Source organism: Paracoccus stylophorae, from assembly GCF_028553765.1.
GTDB lineage: Bacteria > Pseudomonadota > Alphaproteobacteria > Rhodobacterales > Rhodobacteraceae > Paracoccus > Paracoccus stylophorae.
Map to the genome: position 1 here is coordinate 3,042,077 of NZ_CP067134.1, position 16,531 is coordinate 3,058,607.

The window sequence follows — 16,531 nt, forward strand, 5'->3', positions numbered from 1 at the left end:
TCAGGTCCTCATGCCTTGGGCAGCGAAATGCGAAAGCGCGTGCAGCCGGGGCGCGAGTTCACCCGGATCAGCGCGCGGTGATCGGTGACGATCTTGCCGACCAGCGCCAGTCCCAGCCCGGTCCCGTTCTCGCGCCCCGACACGAACGGCTCGAAGATCTGGTCGGCGATGGCCGCGGGCAGGCCCGGCCCGTTATCCTCGACCACGATCTGCAAGGGCAGCGGGCGTCCGGCGGGATCGTCCGCATCGGGCGGCAGGCGCAGGGCGTGGTCGTAAAAGCTGTGCAGCCGGATCGTCGGCCGGTCGGTGGCCGCCAGCGCCTCGGCGGCATTCTTCACCAGGTTCAGGCAGACCTGCGTCAACTGGTCGGCATCGGCCAGCGCCGGCGGCAGCGAGGGATCGTAATCCGCCAGCAGCGCGATCCGGCGCGCGAACCCGGCCTTTGCCAGCCGGCGCACGTTTTCCAGCACGTCATGGACATTCACCGCCGCCAGATGCGGCGGCGAGGTGTCGCCGAACCGTTCCACCTGATCCAGCAGCGACACGATCCGGCGCGTCTCGCCGACGATCATGTCGGCCATCTCGCGATCCTCGGGCGCGGCATTCATGCCCAGGATCTGCGCCGCGCCGCGGATTCCGGCCAGCGGGTTCCTGATCTCGTGGGCCAGCATCTCGGCCATGCCGACGGCGCTGCGCGCGGCGGTGCGCACGGCCCGGTTCTGATGCAGCATCCCGGCATCGTCGGCAGCAGGCACCAGCAGCAGCGCGACGGTCCCGCCGCCGCCGCCGGCCGGTCCGGCATGGACGGCGGCGCGCCGCGCGCGGTGGCCCCCGGCCCGGTCCGCGATCTGGAAACAGATCTCGGCCTGATACAGCGTCTCGCCGGTGCGCATCGCGCGGCCGATCAGATCGCGCAGCGACGGCCGGATGCGCAGCCGCCCGGCCACCGCCTCGGACTCCAGCGTCCTGCCAAGGGCCGAGTTGCGCGACAGGTTCAGCCACGATTCGGCCGCGTCGTTCATCGCCGCGATCCGCCCCGTCTCGTCCAGCACCAGGGCCGGCAGCGGCAGCGCGTCCCACCCCGGACCCGGCCGCGCCGGATGAAAGAAGCGGGCGGGCGCCGCCGTCATGCCGCCAGCCCCGGCGCATCGGCAAAGGCGCTGCGGATCAGCGCGACCGTCGCCGCCGGGCTGTCGGCGCGCAGCATCTCGGCGCGCAGGGGGGCGTCGTTCGCCTGCGCATACCAGCCCAGATGCTTGCGCGCGACGCGCAGGCCCAGCTCGGCGCCGTAAAAGCCCAGCATGTCGTGGTAATGCTCCTCGACCGCATCGGCCAGCTGCGCGCCGCGCGGGACGGCCGGGGCGGGCGTGCCCCACAGGCGATGCGCGATCCCGGCCAGCCGCCACGGCGCACCCTGCGCCCCGCGTCCGACCATGACCGCATCCGCGCTGGACTGCGCCAGCGCCGCGCGGGCCGAGGCCGCATCGACGACATCGCCATTGGCGACCAGCGGCGGACGGCCGGGAATCGCCGCGACCCGGGCAATGCGCGACCAGTCGGCCCGGCCCTTGTAGAACTGCGCCCGCGTCCGGCCATGCACGGTCAGCATCCGCACCCCCGCATCGCGGGCACGCGCCGACAGGTCGGCGGCGTTCAGGCAGGTGTCGTCCCATCCCAGACGCATCTTCAGCGTGACCGGCACCTGCACCGCGCCGACCACCGCGTCGATCAGGCTCAGCGCGTGGTCCAGATCCCGCATCAGCGCGGCACCCGACAGCCCGCCCGTCACCTTCTTGGCCGGGCAGCCCATGTTGATGTCGATGATCGCCGCCCCCATCCCCTGCACGATCCGGGCGGTTTCGGCCATCGCCCCGGCCTCGCGGCCCGCGATCTGCACGCTGACGGGCAGCGCACCCCCGGTCAGGGCCTTGGCCCGGATCGCCGCGCGGGTCGAGGGGCGCGGCGTCACCATCTCGGATGCGGGCACCATCTCGCTGACCATCAGCCCGGCGCCGTGCCGCGCCACCGCCCGCCGGAACGGCAGGTCGGTGATCCCGGCCATGGGCGCCAGAAAGACCGGCGGCCCAAGCCGCGTGTCGCCAAGGATGATCGGGTCCGGCAAATGCATCGTCATGTCCTTCGCCCGGCATCGCCCCTGTCGCAAGAATCGCCTCGGGGCGGCGGGTCCGCCTGTCTGCTGCGCGCGGGTCATTGCACAAGATACAGGCATCATGCAAATTTATCGGGCAGGCGCGACGCGCGTTTCACCTTGGCTCCATTCCGTGCCAAGGTCGCGTGCGGGCCGGCCGCGCGGGCCGCGCCTTGCGTCTTTTTCGCCACCTTCCTGCAAGGGTGCCACATGTTTCTGTCGGTCTTCGATCTGTTCAAGGTGGGCGTCGGCCCGTCATCCTCGCACACCATGGGTCCCATGGTCGCGGGCGCGCGGTTTCTGGATGCGCTGCGGCAACAACCGTTCCGGGCAAAGGGGCTGAAAGCCAGCCTGCATGGCAGCCTGGCCTTTACCGGCAAGGGCCATGCCACCGACCGGGCGACGATCCTTGGGCTGGCAGGTTTCGTGCCCGCCACGATGGACGCCGAAAAGGCCGAGGCCGCGCTGGCCGCGAACCGCGAATCCCGCGTCCTGACGCCCGAGGGGCTGGGCGAAGTGCGATTCGATCCCGAGGCCGATCTGCGCTTCGATTATGACCACGCCCTGCCCGGACACGCCAACGGCATGACGCTGGCCGCGACCGATGCGCAGGGCGACGTGATCTTTCGGCAGGTCTATTATTCCGTCGGCGGCGGTTTCGTGCTGACCGAAGAGGAGCTGGCCCGCAAGGGCGACGAGGATCGCAGCGACGCCGTCTCGCAGGTGCCCTTCCCCTTCGCCAGCGCCGCCGAGATGCTGGACATGGCCCGCACATCGGGCAAATCCATCGCCGACATGAAGCGCGCCAACGAACTGGTCTATCGCGACCCGGCCGATCTGCGCGAGGGTCTGATGCGGATCTGGCAGGTGATGCGCGACTGCATGGACCGGGGGCTTGCGGCCACCGGCACCCTGCCCGGCGGGCTGAACGTGCGCAGGCGGGCGCACGCGATCCATGAAAAGCTGTTGGCCGAACGCGGCATGAACCTGACCGCGCCGCATGTCATCAACGACTGGATGTCCACCTATGCCATGGCCGTGAACGAAGAAAACGCCGCCGGCGGACAGGTCGTCACCGCCCCCACCAACGGCGCGGCGGGCACGGTGCCGGCGGTGATCCGGTACTGGCTGGATCATGTGCCGGGCGCGTCCGAACGCGACCTGCCCGATTTCCTGCTGACGGCTGCGGCGGTGGGCGGGCTGATCAAGCACAACGCCTCGATCTCGGGGGCGGAATGCGGCTGTCAGGCCGAGGTCGGCAGCGCCTCGGCCATGGCCGCCGCCGGGCTGGCCGCGGTGCTGGGCGGGACGCCTGAGCAGGTGGAAAACGCCGCCGAAATCGCGCTGGAACATCATCTGGGCATGACCTGCGACCCGGTGAAGGGGCTGGTGCAGGTGCCCTGCATCGAACGCAACGGTCTGGGCGCGATCAAGGCGGTCAGCGCCGCCAGCCTGGCCCTGCGCGGCGACGGCAGCCATTTCGTGCCGCTGGACGCCGCGATCGAGACGATGCGCCAGACCGGCCGCGACATGTCCGAGAAATACAAGGAAACCTCGCTTGGCGGGCTGGCCGTCAACGTCCCCAATTGCTGAGACCCGGGCGACGGGCGATCTGCCGCCGCAGGCTGCGCACGACGCTTGCCCCGAGGGGCGGCGATTGCTAACGCTTTTGACAGTGATCCAAAATCAAAAAGGCCGCCCGATGTCCTCGCGTCTCGCCCTCATCGCCCTTGTGACCCTGCCGCTTGCCGCCTGCGAAGGCACCGGCCTGCCGGGTCTGGGCAGCCAGCAGGAAGCCCAGGTTCAGGGCCATCAGGGGCCTCCGGGCGTCTCGCCGCTGGAACAGCCGATCGAAACCGGTGCCGCCGAGGCCCGCGCCGTCGCCACCGCCGAGGCCGCGACCTACAACACCAACGCGTTCAGCGCGCGCGGCAATGAGCCCGCCTGGTCAGTGGACGTGGCCGGCAGCACCGCGATCTACACCACGCCGGAGAACCCAAAGGGGCGAGCGGTGCGCGTGGACCGGCTGGCCTTCGCCAAGGGGGTGGAATATGTGGGCGTGCTGAACGGCCGGCCCTTCGCGCTGACCGTGCGCGGCACGCCCTGCCGCGACAGCATGTCCGGCCAGCGTTTCACGATGTCGGCGGAACTGAAGGTCTCGGGGCGCACCGAACGCGGCTGCGCCGCGCCGGCCTCGGCCGACGTGGCATCGGCGGTGGCGGCAACCCGCGCCCCGGCCCCCGCCGCGCCCAAAGCGGCCGCGCCGAAACCCGCAGCCTCGCGCCCCGCCGCCGCAAAACCGGCCCCCGCACCGGCACCGGCCCCCGCCCCCGCACCGACCCCGACGCCTTCGCCCGCCGATGCGGCCCAGACCGCGCCCGCGTCCGACACCACCCCGGCAACGACCGGCGACAGCGCCACCCAGGGCAACGCGGCGACGCAGACGCCCGCGCCCGACAGCGGCCCCGCCACCCCTGCCGTGCCCGATCTGCCGCTGCGCCTGCCGTCCACCCCGCCCTCGGTCGCGGCACCCGCCGATGCGGCACCCGCCGATGATGCACCCGCCAATGCCGCGCCTGCGGACGACGACGCGGCGGACAGCACCGAATAACGCGCCCGACCTGCGGCGCAGATGACGCACCAGCCGGCATTTCGTGCCGGCGGCCTGCCAATCGCCCGGCGTCGCGACTATGATCGCGGCACCTGCTGAACGAGGAACACCGATGCGCCGAACCCCGCTTTTCAGACGTCTGATGGCGACGACCCTTCCGGCCGCGCTTGTCATCGGCTCGGCCACGTCGGTGGCGGTGGCCGACCCGATGCTGGCGCGCAACATGTCCAGCTTCGGCACGCCGGGCGGGATCGACACGCCCACTGCGGAAACCCTGCCCGACGGCACGCTGTCCGGCACGATTTCCTATTCCGATTACGCGCGCAGGGCCAATGTCAGCTTTCAGGCGCTGCCCGGCCTGACCGCCGTGCTGCGCTATGCGCGGGTGGACGGCATCAACGATTACCGCAACGACGGCTATATCTCGGACCGCTCGTTCGATCTGCATTACCAGATCTTCGACGAACAGGGATGGCGGCCGGCGGTCGCGGTCGGTCTGCGCGACTTTCTGGGCACCGGCGTCTATTCGGGCGAATACATCGTCGCCAGCCGCAACATCACGCCCACCATCCGCGCCTCGGCGGGCCTGGGCTGGGGCACGCTGGCGGGCAAGAACCGGGTCATCGACGTCGATGACGAGGGCGGGACGCCGAATGTCGAGGACTGGTTCTCGGGCAGCCCGAAGCCCTTCGGCTCGATCAGCTGGCAGGTCAACGACCGGCTCAGCCTGGTGGCCGAATATTCCAACGACGAATATGTGGCCAGCTACAGCAACGGTCGCGTCTATCAGCAGGGCGAGGAACCCGACAGCAACCTCAACCTTGCCGCCTATTACAAATTCGGCCGCGCCTATGAGGTCGGACTTTACACGATCGGCGGCAAGACGTTCGGGGCGCAGTTCTCGGTCGCGCTGAACCCGCGCGAGGCGCCCTATCCCTCGGGTCTGGAAAAGGCACCCGCCCCCGTGCGCACGCGCCCCGCGCCTGCCGCAGACCCGGAAGGCTGGTCGGGAAGCTGGTCGCAGGACCCGACCGCGCAGCCCGCGATCCAGACGGCGCTGGCCGATGCGCTGGCCGACGAGGGGCAGATCCTGGAATCGATGGCGCTGTCGGCCAACCGCGCCGAGGTCCGGATCCGCAACCAGCGTTACGTGAACCAGGCCGAGGCGGTGGGCCGCACCGCAAGGCTGATGACCCGCGCGCTGCCGCCCTCGGTCGAGACGCTGGTGATCACATCGACCGCCGAGGGCGTGCCGACATCCTCGGTGACGCTGTCGCGCTCGGACGTCGAACGGCTTGAGAATACCGAGGCCGGGCGGATCGCCGCCGCCTCGACAATCGCCGACGCCGCGCCATCGCCCGCAGGTCTGGTCCGCAGCCCCGACATCTATCCGCGGTTCCGCTGGAGCGTGAAACCCTATCTGGATCTGGGCATCTTCAGCGCCGAGGACGGCCTGACCTATCAGGTCGGCGGCGAAGCCCGCGCCAGCTATGAAATCGTGCCCGGTCTGGAACTGACCGGCGCGCTGCGCCAGCGCGCCTTCGGCAATATCGACCAGCGCGGGCCGGGCATCCCCGGCGAACGCGGCGAACACTATACCCCGCAGGAATATCTGGCCGATCCGGGTCTTGAAACCACGCCCGAGGGCGTGCCGCGGGTGCGATCCGACACGCGCATGTATACCGGCAACACCGATCCGGTGATCCCGGAACTGACGCTGGCATGGTATGCAAAGCCCGCGCAGAACGTCTATACTCGCGTGACGACCGGCCTGCTGGAACGCGCCTATGGCGGCGTGTCGGCCGAGGTGCTTTGGAAGCCCGCCGACTCGGCCTTCGGCTTCGGGGCCGAAATCAACCGCGTGAAGAAACGCGATTTCGACCAGCTGTTCAGCTTCCGCGACTATGAGGTGACGATGGGCCATGTCTCGGCCTATTACGAATTTTCGCAGGGCTTCACCGCGCAGCTTGACGTCGGCAAGTATCTGGCCGGCGACAAGGGTGCGACGCTGACCTTGACGCGCGAATTCGCGAATGGCTGGCAGATCGGCGCCTTTGTCACCAAGACCGACCTGTCGGCCGAAGAATTCGGCGAAGGCAGCTTTGACAAGGGCATCACCCTGTCGATCCCGCTGGCCTGGGCCACCGGCCAACCCTCGCGCGAACGGGCGACCACGACGCTGCGATCCCTGTCGCGCGACGGCGGCGCGCAGCTGAACGTGAACGGTCGTCTTTACGACCGCGTCCGCGACAGCCATTCGGTCAAACTGTATCAAGGCTGGGGGAGGTTCTGGCGATGACATCCGCGCCCAAGTTCACGCTGGCGGCGGCTGCGCTGGCCGCGCTGTCGGCCTGCGGCAACGCCACCGGCGACGAGGCGGGCTATGGCCCGCTTGGCGTGCTGGCCAGCACCGCGCAGCAGACCATCGCGTCCCGAACCGCGCGCGATCAGCCCGCCGCACCCGCCCGAACGCCGCAGGAACGCGCGGCCGAGGCGCTGCGCGTCAATCCCGGCCCGCTGATCATGGCCGGGTTTGAAAATCTGGGCCAGACCCAGATCATGGCGATGACCGGACAGAATGGCGGCCAGCGCACCTATATGACCCCCGCCGAAGAGGCGTTGATCCTGCGCGGCGGCATGCTGGTCGGCACGCGCGGTCTGGGCCATGATCTGTCCGTCGCCGAACCGGGAACCGAGGCGCTGATCCGCGCGGGCAGCGCCGGACGCGGCCAGCGCGTGATGCGCTATTTCAGCGGCGACGGTCGGGAACGCCCGCTGCAATTCGACTGCACGGTCGGCGCCGGACCCAATCCCGGCGTGCTGGTCGAAGATTGCCGGGGCCACGGCACCAGCTTCCAGAACAGCTATATGGTGCAAGGCGGCCAGATCGCGGTATCCCGCCAGTGGATCGGCCCGGCCCTGGGTTATGTGACGATCCAGACCTTGCGGCCCTGAGACGCGTCCACAGGTTCCGACAGAAAGAAACCGGCCCTTGCAGGCCGGTTTTTTCGTGACCGGAGTTCACGCCGCCGGTCGACTATCGCGGCCGGCCGGACCGCACAAGAAAAGGGGGCCGGCCCGAAGGCCAGCCCCCTTGAAACAGACCGGAAGGTCCGGTCCGTCCCGAAATCAGCTGTCGTCGTCGTCCGAAGCGACGGCGGCAATCACGCCCAGCAGCAGCAGGGCGGGGACAACCAGGCCGGCATTCGACGAGGCGGGCTGTTCTTCCACCACGACGGGCTCGACGTCCACGACGGGGGCAACATAGCCACCGGCCAGAGCCGAAGATGCGGTCAGGCCGAGGGCGGCAGCGAAAGTAGCGAATTTGGTCATGATCATGCTCCGTTTCGTTGAAAGCTGCCGTCTCCGGCAACATCGATGTGACAGTTACACAATCCCCGACGGTTGAAAAGCAGCATTAAATCAAATCCGCCGAGGGGTTGCGCCCACTGTTGCATATTGGCCAACACATGGCGCGCCAACGGGTTCCAGTGTCGCCGGACCCTGCGCGACTCTGGGGCAACCCGGGCCTAATTGCGACGGAAAAACAGGCTCAGCAGGAAAAAGACTGCCGCCGCCACCACGATGGACGGTCCGGCCGGGCTGTCCAGTTTCAGGCTGGCCCATAATCCCGCCCCCACCGACGCGGCCGCGATCAGCGCGGCGATCGCCGCCATGCGTTCCGGCGTGGGCGCCAGACCGCGCGCGGCGGCCGCCGGCACGATCAGCAGCGCCGAAATCAGCAGCGATCCGACCACCCGAATCGCCAGCGCGACGACCACGGCCAGCGCGATGGACAGCGCCAGACGTTCGGTTCGAGGGTCGATGCCGGCGGCCATCGCCAGCTCCTCGTTCAGCGTCGCCGTGACCAGCCGCTGCCAGCGCCACAGCAGCAGCCCCAGCACCAGCGCGCCCCCACCCCAGATCAGCGCCAGATCGGCGCGCCCGACCGCCAGAATGTCGCCGAACAGATAGCTGTTCAGATCGGCCCGCGCCGCCGGGACGAAGCTGATCGCGACCAGACCGATAGCCAGCGCCGAATGGGCCAGCACGCCCAGCATCGTGTCCATCGCCTGCCCGCGCGCGGCCAATACCGACACCAGCAGCGCCATCGACAGCGCCACCAGCAGCGTGCCGGCATAGATCGACACCTGAAACGCCAGACTCAGCGCGACGCCCAGAATCGCCGCATGGGCGGTCGAATCGCCGAAATAGGCCATGCGCCGCCAGACCACGAAACTGCCAAGCGGTCCGGTGACGACCGCCAGCCCCAGACCGGCCAGCAGGGCGCGCATGAAGAAATCGTCCAGCATCGTGGCTCAGCCCTGACCGTGTTGAAGATGGCCGTGCCCGTGCCCGTGCCCGTCGCCATGGTCATGGGCATGGTCATGGTCATGGTCATGGTCGTGATCGTGGTCGTGATGATGGCGATACAGCGCCAGCGTGCCCTGCGCATCGGCCCCGAACAGCGCGCGATAGGCGGGATCGACGCTGACATCCTGCGGCGTGCCCTCGCAGCAGACATGACCGTTCAGGCAGATCACCCGGTCCGAGGCGCGCATGACCACCAGCAGATCGTGGCTGACCATCAGCACCGCCGCGCCGGTCTGGCGACGCACATCCTCGACCAATTGGTAAAAGGCGACCATGCCGGGCTGATCCAGCCCCTGCGTCGGCTCGTCCAGAACCAGCAGGTCGGGCCGATGCAGCAGCGCGCGCGCCAGCAGCACGCGCTGGAACTGTCCCCCCGACAGCTGCGTCAGCTGCCGTCGCTGCAACCCCGGCACGCCGGTGCGCGCCAGCACCGCGGCGGCATCGCGATCCGCGATCCGGCGCGGCAGCGACAGGAACCGGCGCACGGTCATCGGAATCGCCGTGTCGATCTGCACGCGCTGCGGCACATAGCCGATGCGCAGCCCGGTTTGTCGCGCAACCCGACCGCCAGCCAGCGGCGCATGTCCCAGAAGCGCGCGCACCAGCGAGGATTTGCCCGACCCGTTCGGCCCGACCACGGTGACGATCTCGCCCGCAGCGATCCGGAAATCGACGTCGCGCAGCACCGTCTCGGCGCTGCCGGGGCGCTGGATGGTCAGGTCGCGCGCCTCGATCAACGCGCTCATGCGGCCTCGCCGTTCATGCAGGCGGGACACAGCCCCACCGCCTCGATCGTCGCCCGCTCGACGCTGAAGCCGTTGCCGCGGGCCATCCGGGCCAGCGCCTCGCGCATGGGGGCGGCGGTCAGTTCGGCCAGTTTCTGGCAGGACCGGCAGATCAGAAAGGCCGGCGCATGATCCCGATCCGGGTGCAGGCAGGCGGCAAAGGCGTTCAGCCGCTGCAACCGGTGCGCCAGCCCGTGCTGCACCAGGAAATCCAGCGCCCGATAGGCGACCGGCGGCTGATGCCCGAACCCTTCGGCGGCCAGCCGCCCCAGCACCTCATAGGCACCCATGGCGCGATGCGATTCCAGCAGGATCTCCAGCGTGCGGCGGCGCACCGGGGTCAGCCGCGCGCCCTGCGCCGCGACCCGGGCCAGCGCCGCCTGCAGCGCCTGCGCCTGGCAGGCGCCGTGATCGTGCGGGGCAAAGGCCGCGCCGGGGTCGGGGGGCGGTGTGGGATCAGGGGCTGGGACGGGGGACATGGTGTGTAACTTTATAACAGGACGGTTGACTTGTTATCCTATCACATAGACAGCATCGCCCCGCAATCTGTCTCAAGGAGTGTTCATGCGCTTTCTGCTTTCCGCCGCCCTGCTGGCCATGCTGACCGGTCCCGCCCACGCCGCACCGCCGCAGATCGTGACCGACACCGCGATTTCAGGCGCGCTGGTGTCGCAGATCATGGGCGATCTGGGCCAGCCCCATGTGCTGCTGCCCACAGGCAGCGGCGTTCACCATTACCAGATGCGCCCCTCGGACGCGCGGGCGCTGCAATCGGCGCAGCTGCTGGTGTGGTTCGGACCCCAGCTGACACCGTGGCTGGACCGCGCCGCCGGCGGGCGCGACGATCAGGCCGGACAGCTGCAATTGCTGAGCGTCCCGGACGCGACCCTGCGCGCGCTGAACCCTGCCGACGCGCATCATCACGATCACGACCATGGCGACACCGACCCCCATGCCTGGCTGGACCTGTCCAACGCGCCGGTCTGGCTGGACCACATCGCCCGCCGCCTGTCGGAACTCGACCCGCCGAACGCCGCCATCTATGCCGACAATGCGGCGGCGGCCGCGCGCGAATACCGCGCGCTGGACGAGCGGATCGCGGCGACGCTGGCGCCGCTGGAAGACGCGGATTTTGCCGTCTTTCACGACGCTTACGGCTATTTCACCGACCGTTACGGGCTGCGCCCGGCCATCGCCGTCCTGCCGGGCGATGCCACCAGCGCATCGGCGGCGCGGGTGCAGGCGGTGCGCGCGCAGATCGCCGAATCGGGCGCGCGCTGCGCGTTTCCCGAATACGGCCACGACCCCGTCCTGATCCGCACCGTGACCGAGGGCACGGATGTCACCGTCGGCGGCGAACTGGACCCCGCCGGGGCGGGCGTGCCCCAGGGCCCGTCGCATTATCTGGACACGATGCGCGGTCTGGCCGACACGCTGTCCGGCTGTCTGGACAAGGGGTGATCCGGCCGCCGATGGATTCCTGACTGTTTTACTTTGACATCTGTCGCGGAATTTGCCAGCTTCGGCGGCGACGCAACCACCACCGCAAGAGGCCTGCAATGACCGCTGCCCGACCCGCCGATTTTTCCGGCTCTGCCACCCAGATGCTTGCCCGGATTCCGCAGCATGACGCGACGCAACTGACCCGTGGCGGCAATCAGGCCCTGATCGTGCTGGACGACCAGATCTATCAGCTGCGCATCACCCGCGCGGGCAAGCTGATCCTGACGAAATGAAAACGGGGCGCCGCATGGCGCCCCGTCTTCATCGTTTCGGCCCCGAGGGTTTGCCTCTCGGCGCACCGCCCGGCTTGCTGCCGGGTTTCGCACCGGGGCGACCCGTCGGCCGTCCGGCCCCGCCCCGATCCGCACCCTTGAAGCCCGGTTTGCCACCCTGCGGCTTGCCGCCCGGTTTGCCATAGGGTTTGCGCGCCCCGTCACGCGGCCCCTGCCCGCCTGCGGGCCGATCCCCGAAATCGCGGCGCGGACGCTCGCCCGCCTCGCCCTCGGCGCGTGGACCGCGCGGGCGGTCGGGTTTCTCCCACGGCTTGCCGGCGCGGGCCGGGCGATCCCCGCCGGGCCGGTCGCCAAAGCTGCGGCGCGGACGCTCGCCCGCCTCGCCCTCGGCGCGCGGTCCGCGCGGGCGGTCGGGCTTTTCCCACGGCTTGCCGGCGCGGGCCGGACGATCCCCACCCGGCCGGTCGCCAAAGCTGCGGCGCGGACGCTCGCCCGCCTCGCCCTCGGCGCGTGGACCGCGCGGGCGGTCGGGCTTTTCCCACGGCTTGCCGGCGCGGGCCGGACGGTCGTCCTTGCCCCAACGCGGCTTGTCGCCCCGCCCCTCAGGCGATCCCGCATCGGTCTTGCCGCGGAAACCGCGCGGCGCCTCGCCCTCCTCGCGGCGCGGACGCTTGGCCTCGAACCGGCGCGGACGGTCGGTCCCGTCGCCGTCGCGGGCGGGTCGGCGCGCGCCGCCCCCCGGCCGGTCGCCCGGCTTGCCGAACGGTCGGCCCGACGCCTCGGCCCCGCGCGGCCGGATCTCGCGCTCTTTTTCCGACGCCTCGCCGGTCAGCAGCCCGCCCAGCTGATCGCGCAACACCTTGCGCTTGACCTCGCTGACCTGGTTCTTTTCCAGCCCGGTCAGCCGGAACGGGCCATAGCCCACGCGAATCAGCCGGTTCACCTGCAACCCGACATGCGCCATCGCGCGCCGGATCTCTCGGTTGCGGCCTTCGCGGATGCCCACGGTCAGCCACGCATTCGCGCCCTGCTGGCTGTCCAGCTTGATCTCCATCGGCGCGAATTCCTCGCCGTCGATGATCGCGCCCCGGCGCAGCGGCGCGAAGGTGATGTCACTGGGGCTGCCGTTGACCCGCACGCGATAGCGCCGCAACCACCCGGTGGACGGCAGTTCCAGCCGGCGTTTCAGCTCTCCGTCATTGGTCAGCAGCAGCAACCCTTCCGAAGTCAGGTCCAGCCGCCCCACCGTCATCACGCGCGGCAGATCGCGCGGCAGCGCGTCGAACACGGTCTGGCGGCCCTTTTCATCGGATTCCGTCGTCACCAGACCGACCGGCTTGTAATACAGCCACAGCCGCGTCTCCTGCTTCTCGTCCAGCTTCTTGCCGTCCACGGTGATGCGGTCGCCGGGCATCACGTCCAGCGCGGGGCTGTCGATCTTGCGTCCGTTCACGGTCACGCGACCCTCGACGATCATGCGCTCGGCCTCGCGGCGGCTGGCAAGGCCGGCGCGGGCGATCACCTTGGCGATGCGGTCGGCCTCGGCCGGTTTGTCGGGATTTTCGGGGGTGTCGGTCATGCGATCTCTCCTGCGCATCTCTGCGGTGGCAAAGCAGGCGTTCTACATGGTTGCGCGTCGCGGGGAAAGGTCCGGCCGGCCGCTTGCGCGCACCGGGCGGCGCTGCGACAAGCGGGAATGGCGTTCACGTCGCATATGGCGCAGGCCCTGGCCGAGGCGCGGGCGGCCGCAGATCGCGGCGAGGTGCCGGTGGGCGCGGTCCTCGTCGCGCCCGGCGGTCGGGTCGCGGCGGCCGCGGGCAACCGCACGCGCGAAATGTCCGATCCGACCGCGCATGCCGAAATCCTGGCAATCCGCGCCGCCTGCGCCCAAGCGGGGTCGGAACGCCTGCCCGGCCACACGCTGTGGGTCACGCTGGAGCCGTGCCCGATGTGCGCCGCCGCCATCGCCGCCGCCCGGATCGAGGTGCTGTATTACGGCGCGTCGGACCCGCGCATGGGCGGGGTCGCGCATGGCGCGCGCGTCTTCGATCACCCGCAATGCCATCACCGCCCGCATATCTATGACGGCATCGGCGCGGCCGAATCGCGTCGCCTGTTGCAGGATTTCTTCGCCCAGCGCAGGTAAGCTTGCGCCATTCGACCGGATCGGACGGCTTGCACCCCGCCGCCCGCGCGCCTATACGAAGTGTATGCGGGTGTAGCTCAATGGTAGAGCAGCAGCCTTCCAAGCTGAATACGTGGGTTCGATTCCCATCACCCGCTCCAATCCCTGCCCCTGCCCCACGACACGGCGCCGACCGGGCGGAACGTGACGATTCGTCGTCCCGCCCGCCCCCGCCGCGTCAGGTGCGCAGGACGCCGCCGGTGGCCTTTTCGACCTTTTCCACGATCTTGCGGCTGACGGCCTCGATCTCGGCATCGGTCAGGGTCTTGTCGCGCGGTTGCAGGCGCGCGGTGATGGCGATGGATTTGCGGCCATCCTCAAGCCCGGTGAACTGGTCGAACACCGTCACCCGTTCGATCAGCTGCTTATCGGCGCCCTGCGCGGCATTGGCCAGCGTCAGCGCCTCGATGTGCGGATCGACCACGAAGGCGAAATCCCGTTCGACCGCCTGCAACTCCATCAGCTCCAAAGGCGGGCGCGCGGCGGATTTCGCCTTGGGGAACGGGATATTGGCCAGCCGGATGGTGAAGGCCATCGCCGGGCCCTTCACATCCAGATCGCGCAGCACCTTGGGATGAACCTCGCCGAACGTGGCCAGCACATTGGGTCCAAGCGCGATGTTGCCCGCGCGGCCGGGATGCCACCAGCCGTCCAGCTTGCGGTTGATCTGCGCACGGGCGGGCGCGCCAAGCGCCGCCAGCACCGCCAGCGCATCGGCCTTGGCGTCATACAGATCGACCTTGCGGCGGCTGCCGAACGGATCGCGCGGCGCGGTCGCGCCGACCAGCAGCCCGCTAAGCTGCGTCACCTGTTCGCCCGGCTCGCCGCCGGTGAAGACCGGCCCGATCTCGAACAGCGCCAGATCGGCGAACCCGCGCGCCTGGTTGCGGGCGGCGGCGGCCAGCAGGCCGGGCAGCAGATCGGGCCGCAGATGCGTCATCTCGCTGCTGATCGGGTTCTCGACCCGCACATCGTCGCCGCCCCCGCCGAACAGCGCCGCCGACGGCCGGTCGATGAAGCTGTAGGTCACGCATTCGTGATACCCCAGCGCCGCCGCCTGCCGCCGGGCCGCGTTCTCGCGCATCTGCAACGGCGTCAGGATCGGTCTGGGCACGCCGGCCTGCGGACGCGGCAGCGGCTGGCCCTCAAGCCCGGTCAGGCTGGCGATGCGGGCGATTTCCTCGACCAGATCGGCCTCGCCCAGCACGTCGGGCCGCCATGACGGCACATGCGCCAGATCGCCGTCCATCCGGAACCCCAGCGCCTCCAGCGTGGCGCGTTGGCGGTCTGCCGGAATGTCCAGCCCGACAAGGCTGGCAGTGCGCGCCGGGTCCAGACGATAGGCGCGGTCGCAATCGGGCAGCGCGCCTGCGGTCACCACCTCGGACGCTTCGCCGCCGCACAGCTCGATCACCATCTGCGTCGCCAGATCCAGCCCCTGCAAAGTGAACTCAGGGTCGATCCCGCGTTCAAAGCGATAGCGGGCGTCCGAATTGATCTTCATCGCCCGCCCGGTCGCGGCGGTGGCGATGGGATCGAAATACGCCGCCTCGATGAACACGTCGGTCGTGTCCGCCTGCGCCCCCGAGGCCGCGCCCCCCATCACCCCGGCGATGCTTTCGGGGCCGGAATCGTCGCAGATCACCACCGCGCCCTGCGGCAGGGTGTAAGTCTTGTCGTCCAGCGCCACGATCCGCTCGCCCTCCTGCGCGGCGCGCAGCACCAGATCGCCGCTGATCCGGGCCGCGTCGAAGACATGCAGCGGCCGGTTCAGGTCGTAGGTGAAGAAATTGGTGATATCGACCAGCGCGTTGATCGGACGCAGCCCGATGGCGCGCAGCCGTTTCTGCAACCATTCCGGCGCCGGACCGTTCGTGATCCCGCGCACCACCCGACCGCTGAAGAACGGCGCCTTGTCGGCGATCTCGGGCTGGATCGTCACGCCGATGGGGCAGGGAAAGCGCGCCTGAACCTGCGCCTGCGGCACCGGCTTCAGCACGCCCAGACCGCGCGCGGCCAGATCGCGGGCGATGCCGTGCACGCCCAGCGCGTCGGGCCGGTTCGGCGTGATCTTGACATGGATCATCGGGTCGATCCGCTCGGGCGCGTGGGCGGCCAGCCAGTCCACGAAAGGCTGCCCGACCTCGCCCGATGGCAGCTCGATGATCCCCTCGTGCTCGTCCGACAGTTCAAGCTCGCGTTCCGAGGCCATCATGCCGTGGCTTTCGACGCCGCGGATCCGCCCCACGCCAAGCGTCACGTCGATGCCCGGCACGTAATCGCCGGGCTTGGCCAGCACGACCGTGATCCCCGCCCGCGCATTGGGTGCGCCGCAGACGATCTGGCGTTCGCCCTCATCGGTCAGCACGCGGCAGACCCGCAGCCGGTCGGCATCGGGATGCTGTTCGGCCTCCAGCACGCGCGCCAGGGTAAAGGGGCGCAGCCTCGCGGCCGGGTCCACGATCTCCTCGACCTCAAGGCCCAGATCGGTCAGCGCCTCGGCGATCTGGTCCAGGGGCGCGGTGGTTTCAAGATGCTCTTTAAGCCAGGAAAGCGTGAATTTCATGTCGCAACCGTCCGTTCGGGCCTGCGCCCGCCATCGTTTGTCCGGCTGGTTAGCGCATGACGCGCGGGATTGGTAGGGCGCGCGGCACCTGCCGCCCCGCCCCCTCGTCCGAAACCGCAACGACC

At 69.6% G+C, this 16,531-nt stretch carries 15 protein-coding genes and 1 tRNA gene; 8 read left to right on the forward strand and 8 right to left on the reverse strand.

The genetic code is table 11. The features are described 5' to 3' along the window. Window positions 1-8: 8 nt before the first annotated feature. Window positions 9-1,130, reverse strand: a complete 1,122-nt coding sequence (locus JHW45_RS14990; RefSeq protein WP_272858396.1) for a two-component system sensor histidine kinase NtrB — start codon at window positions 1,128-1,130, stop codon at window positions 9-11. After that, window positions 1,127-2,128 (reverse strand): tRNA dihydrouridine synthase DusB, encoded by a 1,002-nt coding sequence (dusB, locus tag JHW45_RS14995; RefSeq protein ID WP_272858397.1) that lies wholly within the window; start codon window positions 2,126-2,128, stop codon window positions 1,127-1,129. Before dusB ends, JHW45_RS14990 begins: the two co-directional genes overlap by 4 nt. A 231-nt stretch (window positions 2,129-2,359) precedes the next feature. On the opposite strand from dusB, the gene JHW45_RS15000 reads away from it, so the two are divergent. The 4 genes from JHW45_RS15000 to JHW45_RS15015 all read left to right on the forward strand — a co-directional run bounded on the left by JHW45_RS15000 (window position 2,360) and on the right by JHW45_RS15015 (window position 7,715). Continuing rightward, the gene (locus JHW45_RS15000; RefSeq protein ID WP_272858398.1) at window positions 2,360-3,742 is read left to right on the forward strand and encodes an L-serine ammonia-lyase; all 1,383 of its coding nucleotides are present in this window, start codon (window positions 2,360-2,362) and stop codon (window positions 3,740-3,742) included. A 109-nt stretch (window positions 3,743-3,851) separates the two neighbouring features. Next, window positions 3,852-4,760, forward strand: a complete 909-nt coding sequence (locus JHW45_RS15005) for a hypothetical protein (RefSeq protein ID WP_272858399.1) — start codon at window positions 3,852-3,854, stop codon at window positions 4,758-4,760. Between the two features lie 142 nt (window positions 4,761-4,902). Then, the gene (locus tag JHW45_RS15010) at window positions 4,903-7,059 is read left to right on the forward strand and encodes a YjbH domain-containing protein (protein WP_272858400.1); all 2,157 of its coding nucleotides are present in this window, start codon (window positions 4,903-4,905) and stop codon (window positions 7,057-7,059) included. Continuing rightward, window positions 7,056-7,715, forward strand: coding sequence for a YjbF family lipoprotein (locus tag JHW45_RS15015; protein ID WP_272858401.1), 660 nt, complete (start codon window positions 7,056-7,058; stop codon window positions 7,713-7,715). The genes JHW45_RS15010 and JHW45_RS15015 overlap by 4 nt, the downstream gene beginning before the upstream one ends. A gap of 174 nt (window positions 7,716-7,889) precedes the next feature. Here JHW45_RS15015 and JHW45_RS15020 read toward each other — a convergent pair whose 3' ends face one another. The 4 genes from JHW45_RS15020 to JHW45_RS15035 form a co-directional block, all read right to left on the reverse strand. Further along, window positions 7,890-8,093, reverse strand: coding sequence for a hypothetical protein (locus JHW45_RS15020; RefSeq protein ID WP_419181811.1), 204 nt, complete (start codon window positions 8,091-8,093; stop codon window positions 7,890-7,892). A gap of 197 nt (window positions 8,094-8,290) precedes the next feature. Next, complete coding sequence (locus JHW45_RS15025; protein WP_272858402.1) at window positions 8,291-9,073, reverse strand: metal ABC transporter permease; 783 nt, start codon at window positions 9,071-9,073, stop codon at window positions 8,291-8,293. Between the two features lie 6 nt (window positions 9,074-9,079). Then, window positions 9,080-9,880, reverse strand: a complete 801-nt coding sequence (locus JHW45_RS15030; RefSeq protein WP_272858403.1) for a metal ABC transporter ATP-binding protein — start codon at window positions 9,878-9,880, stop codon at window positions 9,080-9,082. After that, window positions 9,877-10,398, reverse strand: coding sequence for a Fur family transcriptional regulator (locus JHW45_RS15035; protein WP_272858404.1), 522 nt, complete (start codon window positions 10,396-10,398; stop codon window positions 9,877-9,879). Before JHW45_RS15035 ends, JHW45_RS15030 begins: the two co-directional genes overlap by 4 nt. 85 nt (window positions 10,399-10,483) lie before the next feature. Here JHW45_RS15035 and JHW45_RS15040 point away from each other — a divergent pair, with 85 nt between their 5' ends. Both JHW45_RS15040 and hemP read left to right on the forward strand, forming a co-directional pair. After that, the gene (locus tag JHW45_RS15040) at window positions 10,484-11,380 is read left to right on the forward strand and encodes a zinc ABC transporter substrate-binding protein (protein WP_272858405.1); all 897 of its coding nucleotides are present in this window, start codon (window positions 10,484-10,486) and stop codon (window positions 11,378-11,380) included. Window positions 11,381-11,523: 143 nt separating this feature from the next. After that, a complete protein-coding gene (gene hemP, locus JHW45_RS15045; protein WP_272860633.1) occupies window positions 11,524-11,655 on the forward strand; it encodes a hemin uptake protein HemP in 132 nt (43 codons plus the stop codon). 28 nt (window positions 11,656-11,683) lie between these two features. Here hemP and JHW45_RS15050 read toward each other — a convergent pair whose 3' ends face one another. Further along, complete coding sequence (locus JHW45_RS15050; RefSeq protein WP_272858406.1) at window positions 11,684-13,234, reverse strand: pseudouridine synthase; 1,551 nt, start codon at window positions 13,232-13,234, stop codon at window positions 11,684-11,686. Window positions 13,235-13,351: 117 nt separating this feature from the next. Here JHW45_RS15050 and JHW45_RS15055 point away from each other — a divergent pair, with 117 nt between their 5' ends. Continuing rightward, the gene (locus JHW45_RS15055) at window positions 13,352-13,801 is read left to right on the forward strand and encodes a nucleoside deaminase (protein ID WP_272858407.1); all 450 of its coding nucleotides are present in this window, start codon (window positions 13,352-13,354) and stop codon (window positions 13,799-13,801) included. A 66-nt stretch (window positions 13,802-13,867) separates the two neighbouring features. After that, window positions 13,868-13,941: transfer RNA gene (locus JHW45_RS15060), tRNA-Gly, on the forward strand. A 77-nt stretch (window positions 13,942-14,018) separates the two neighbouring features. Here the strand turns inward: JHW45_RS15060 and pheT are convergent. Further along, complete coding sequence (gene pheT / locus JHW45_RS15065; RefSeq protein ID WP_272858408.1) at window positions 14,019-16,406, reverse strand: phenylalanine--tRNA ligase subunit beta; 2,388 nt, start codon at window positions 16,404-16,406, stop codon at window positions 14,019-14,021. Window positions 16,407-16,531: the final 125 nt, after the last annotated feature.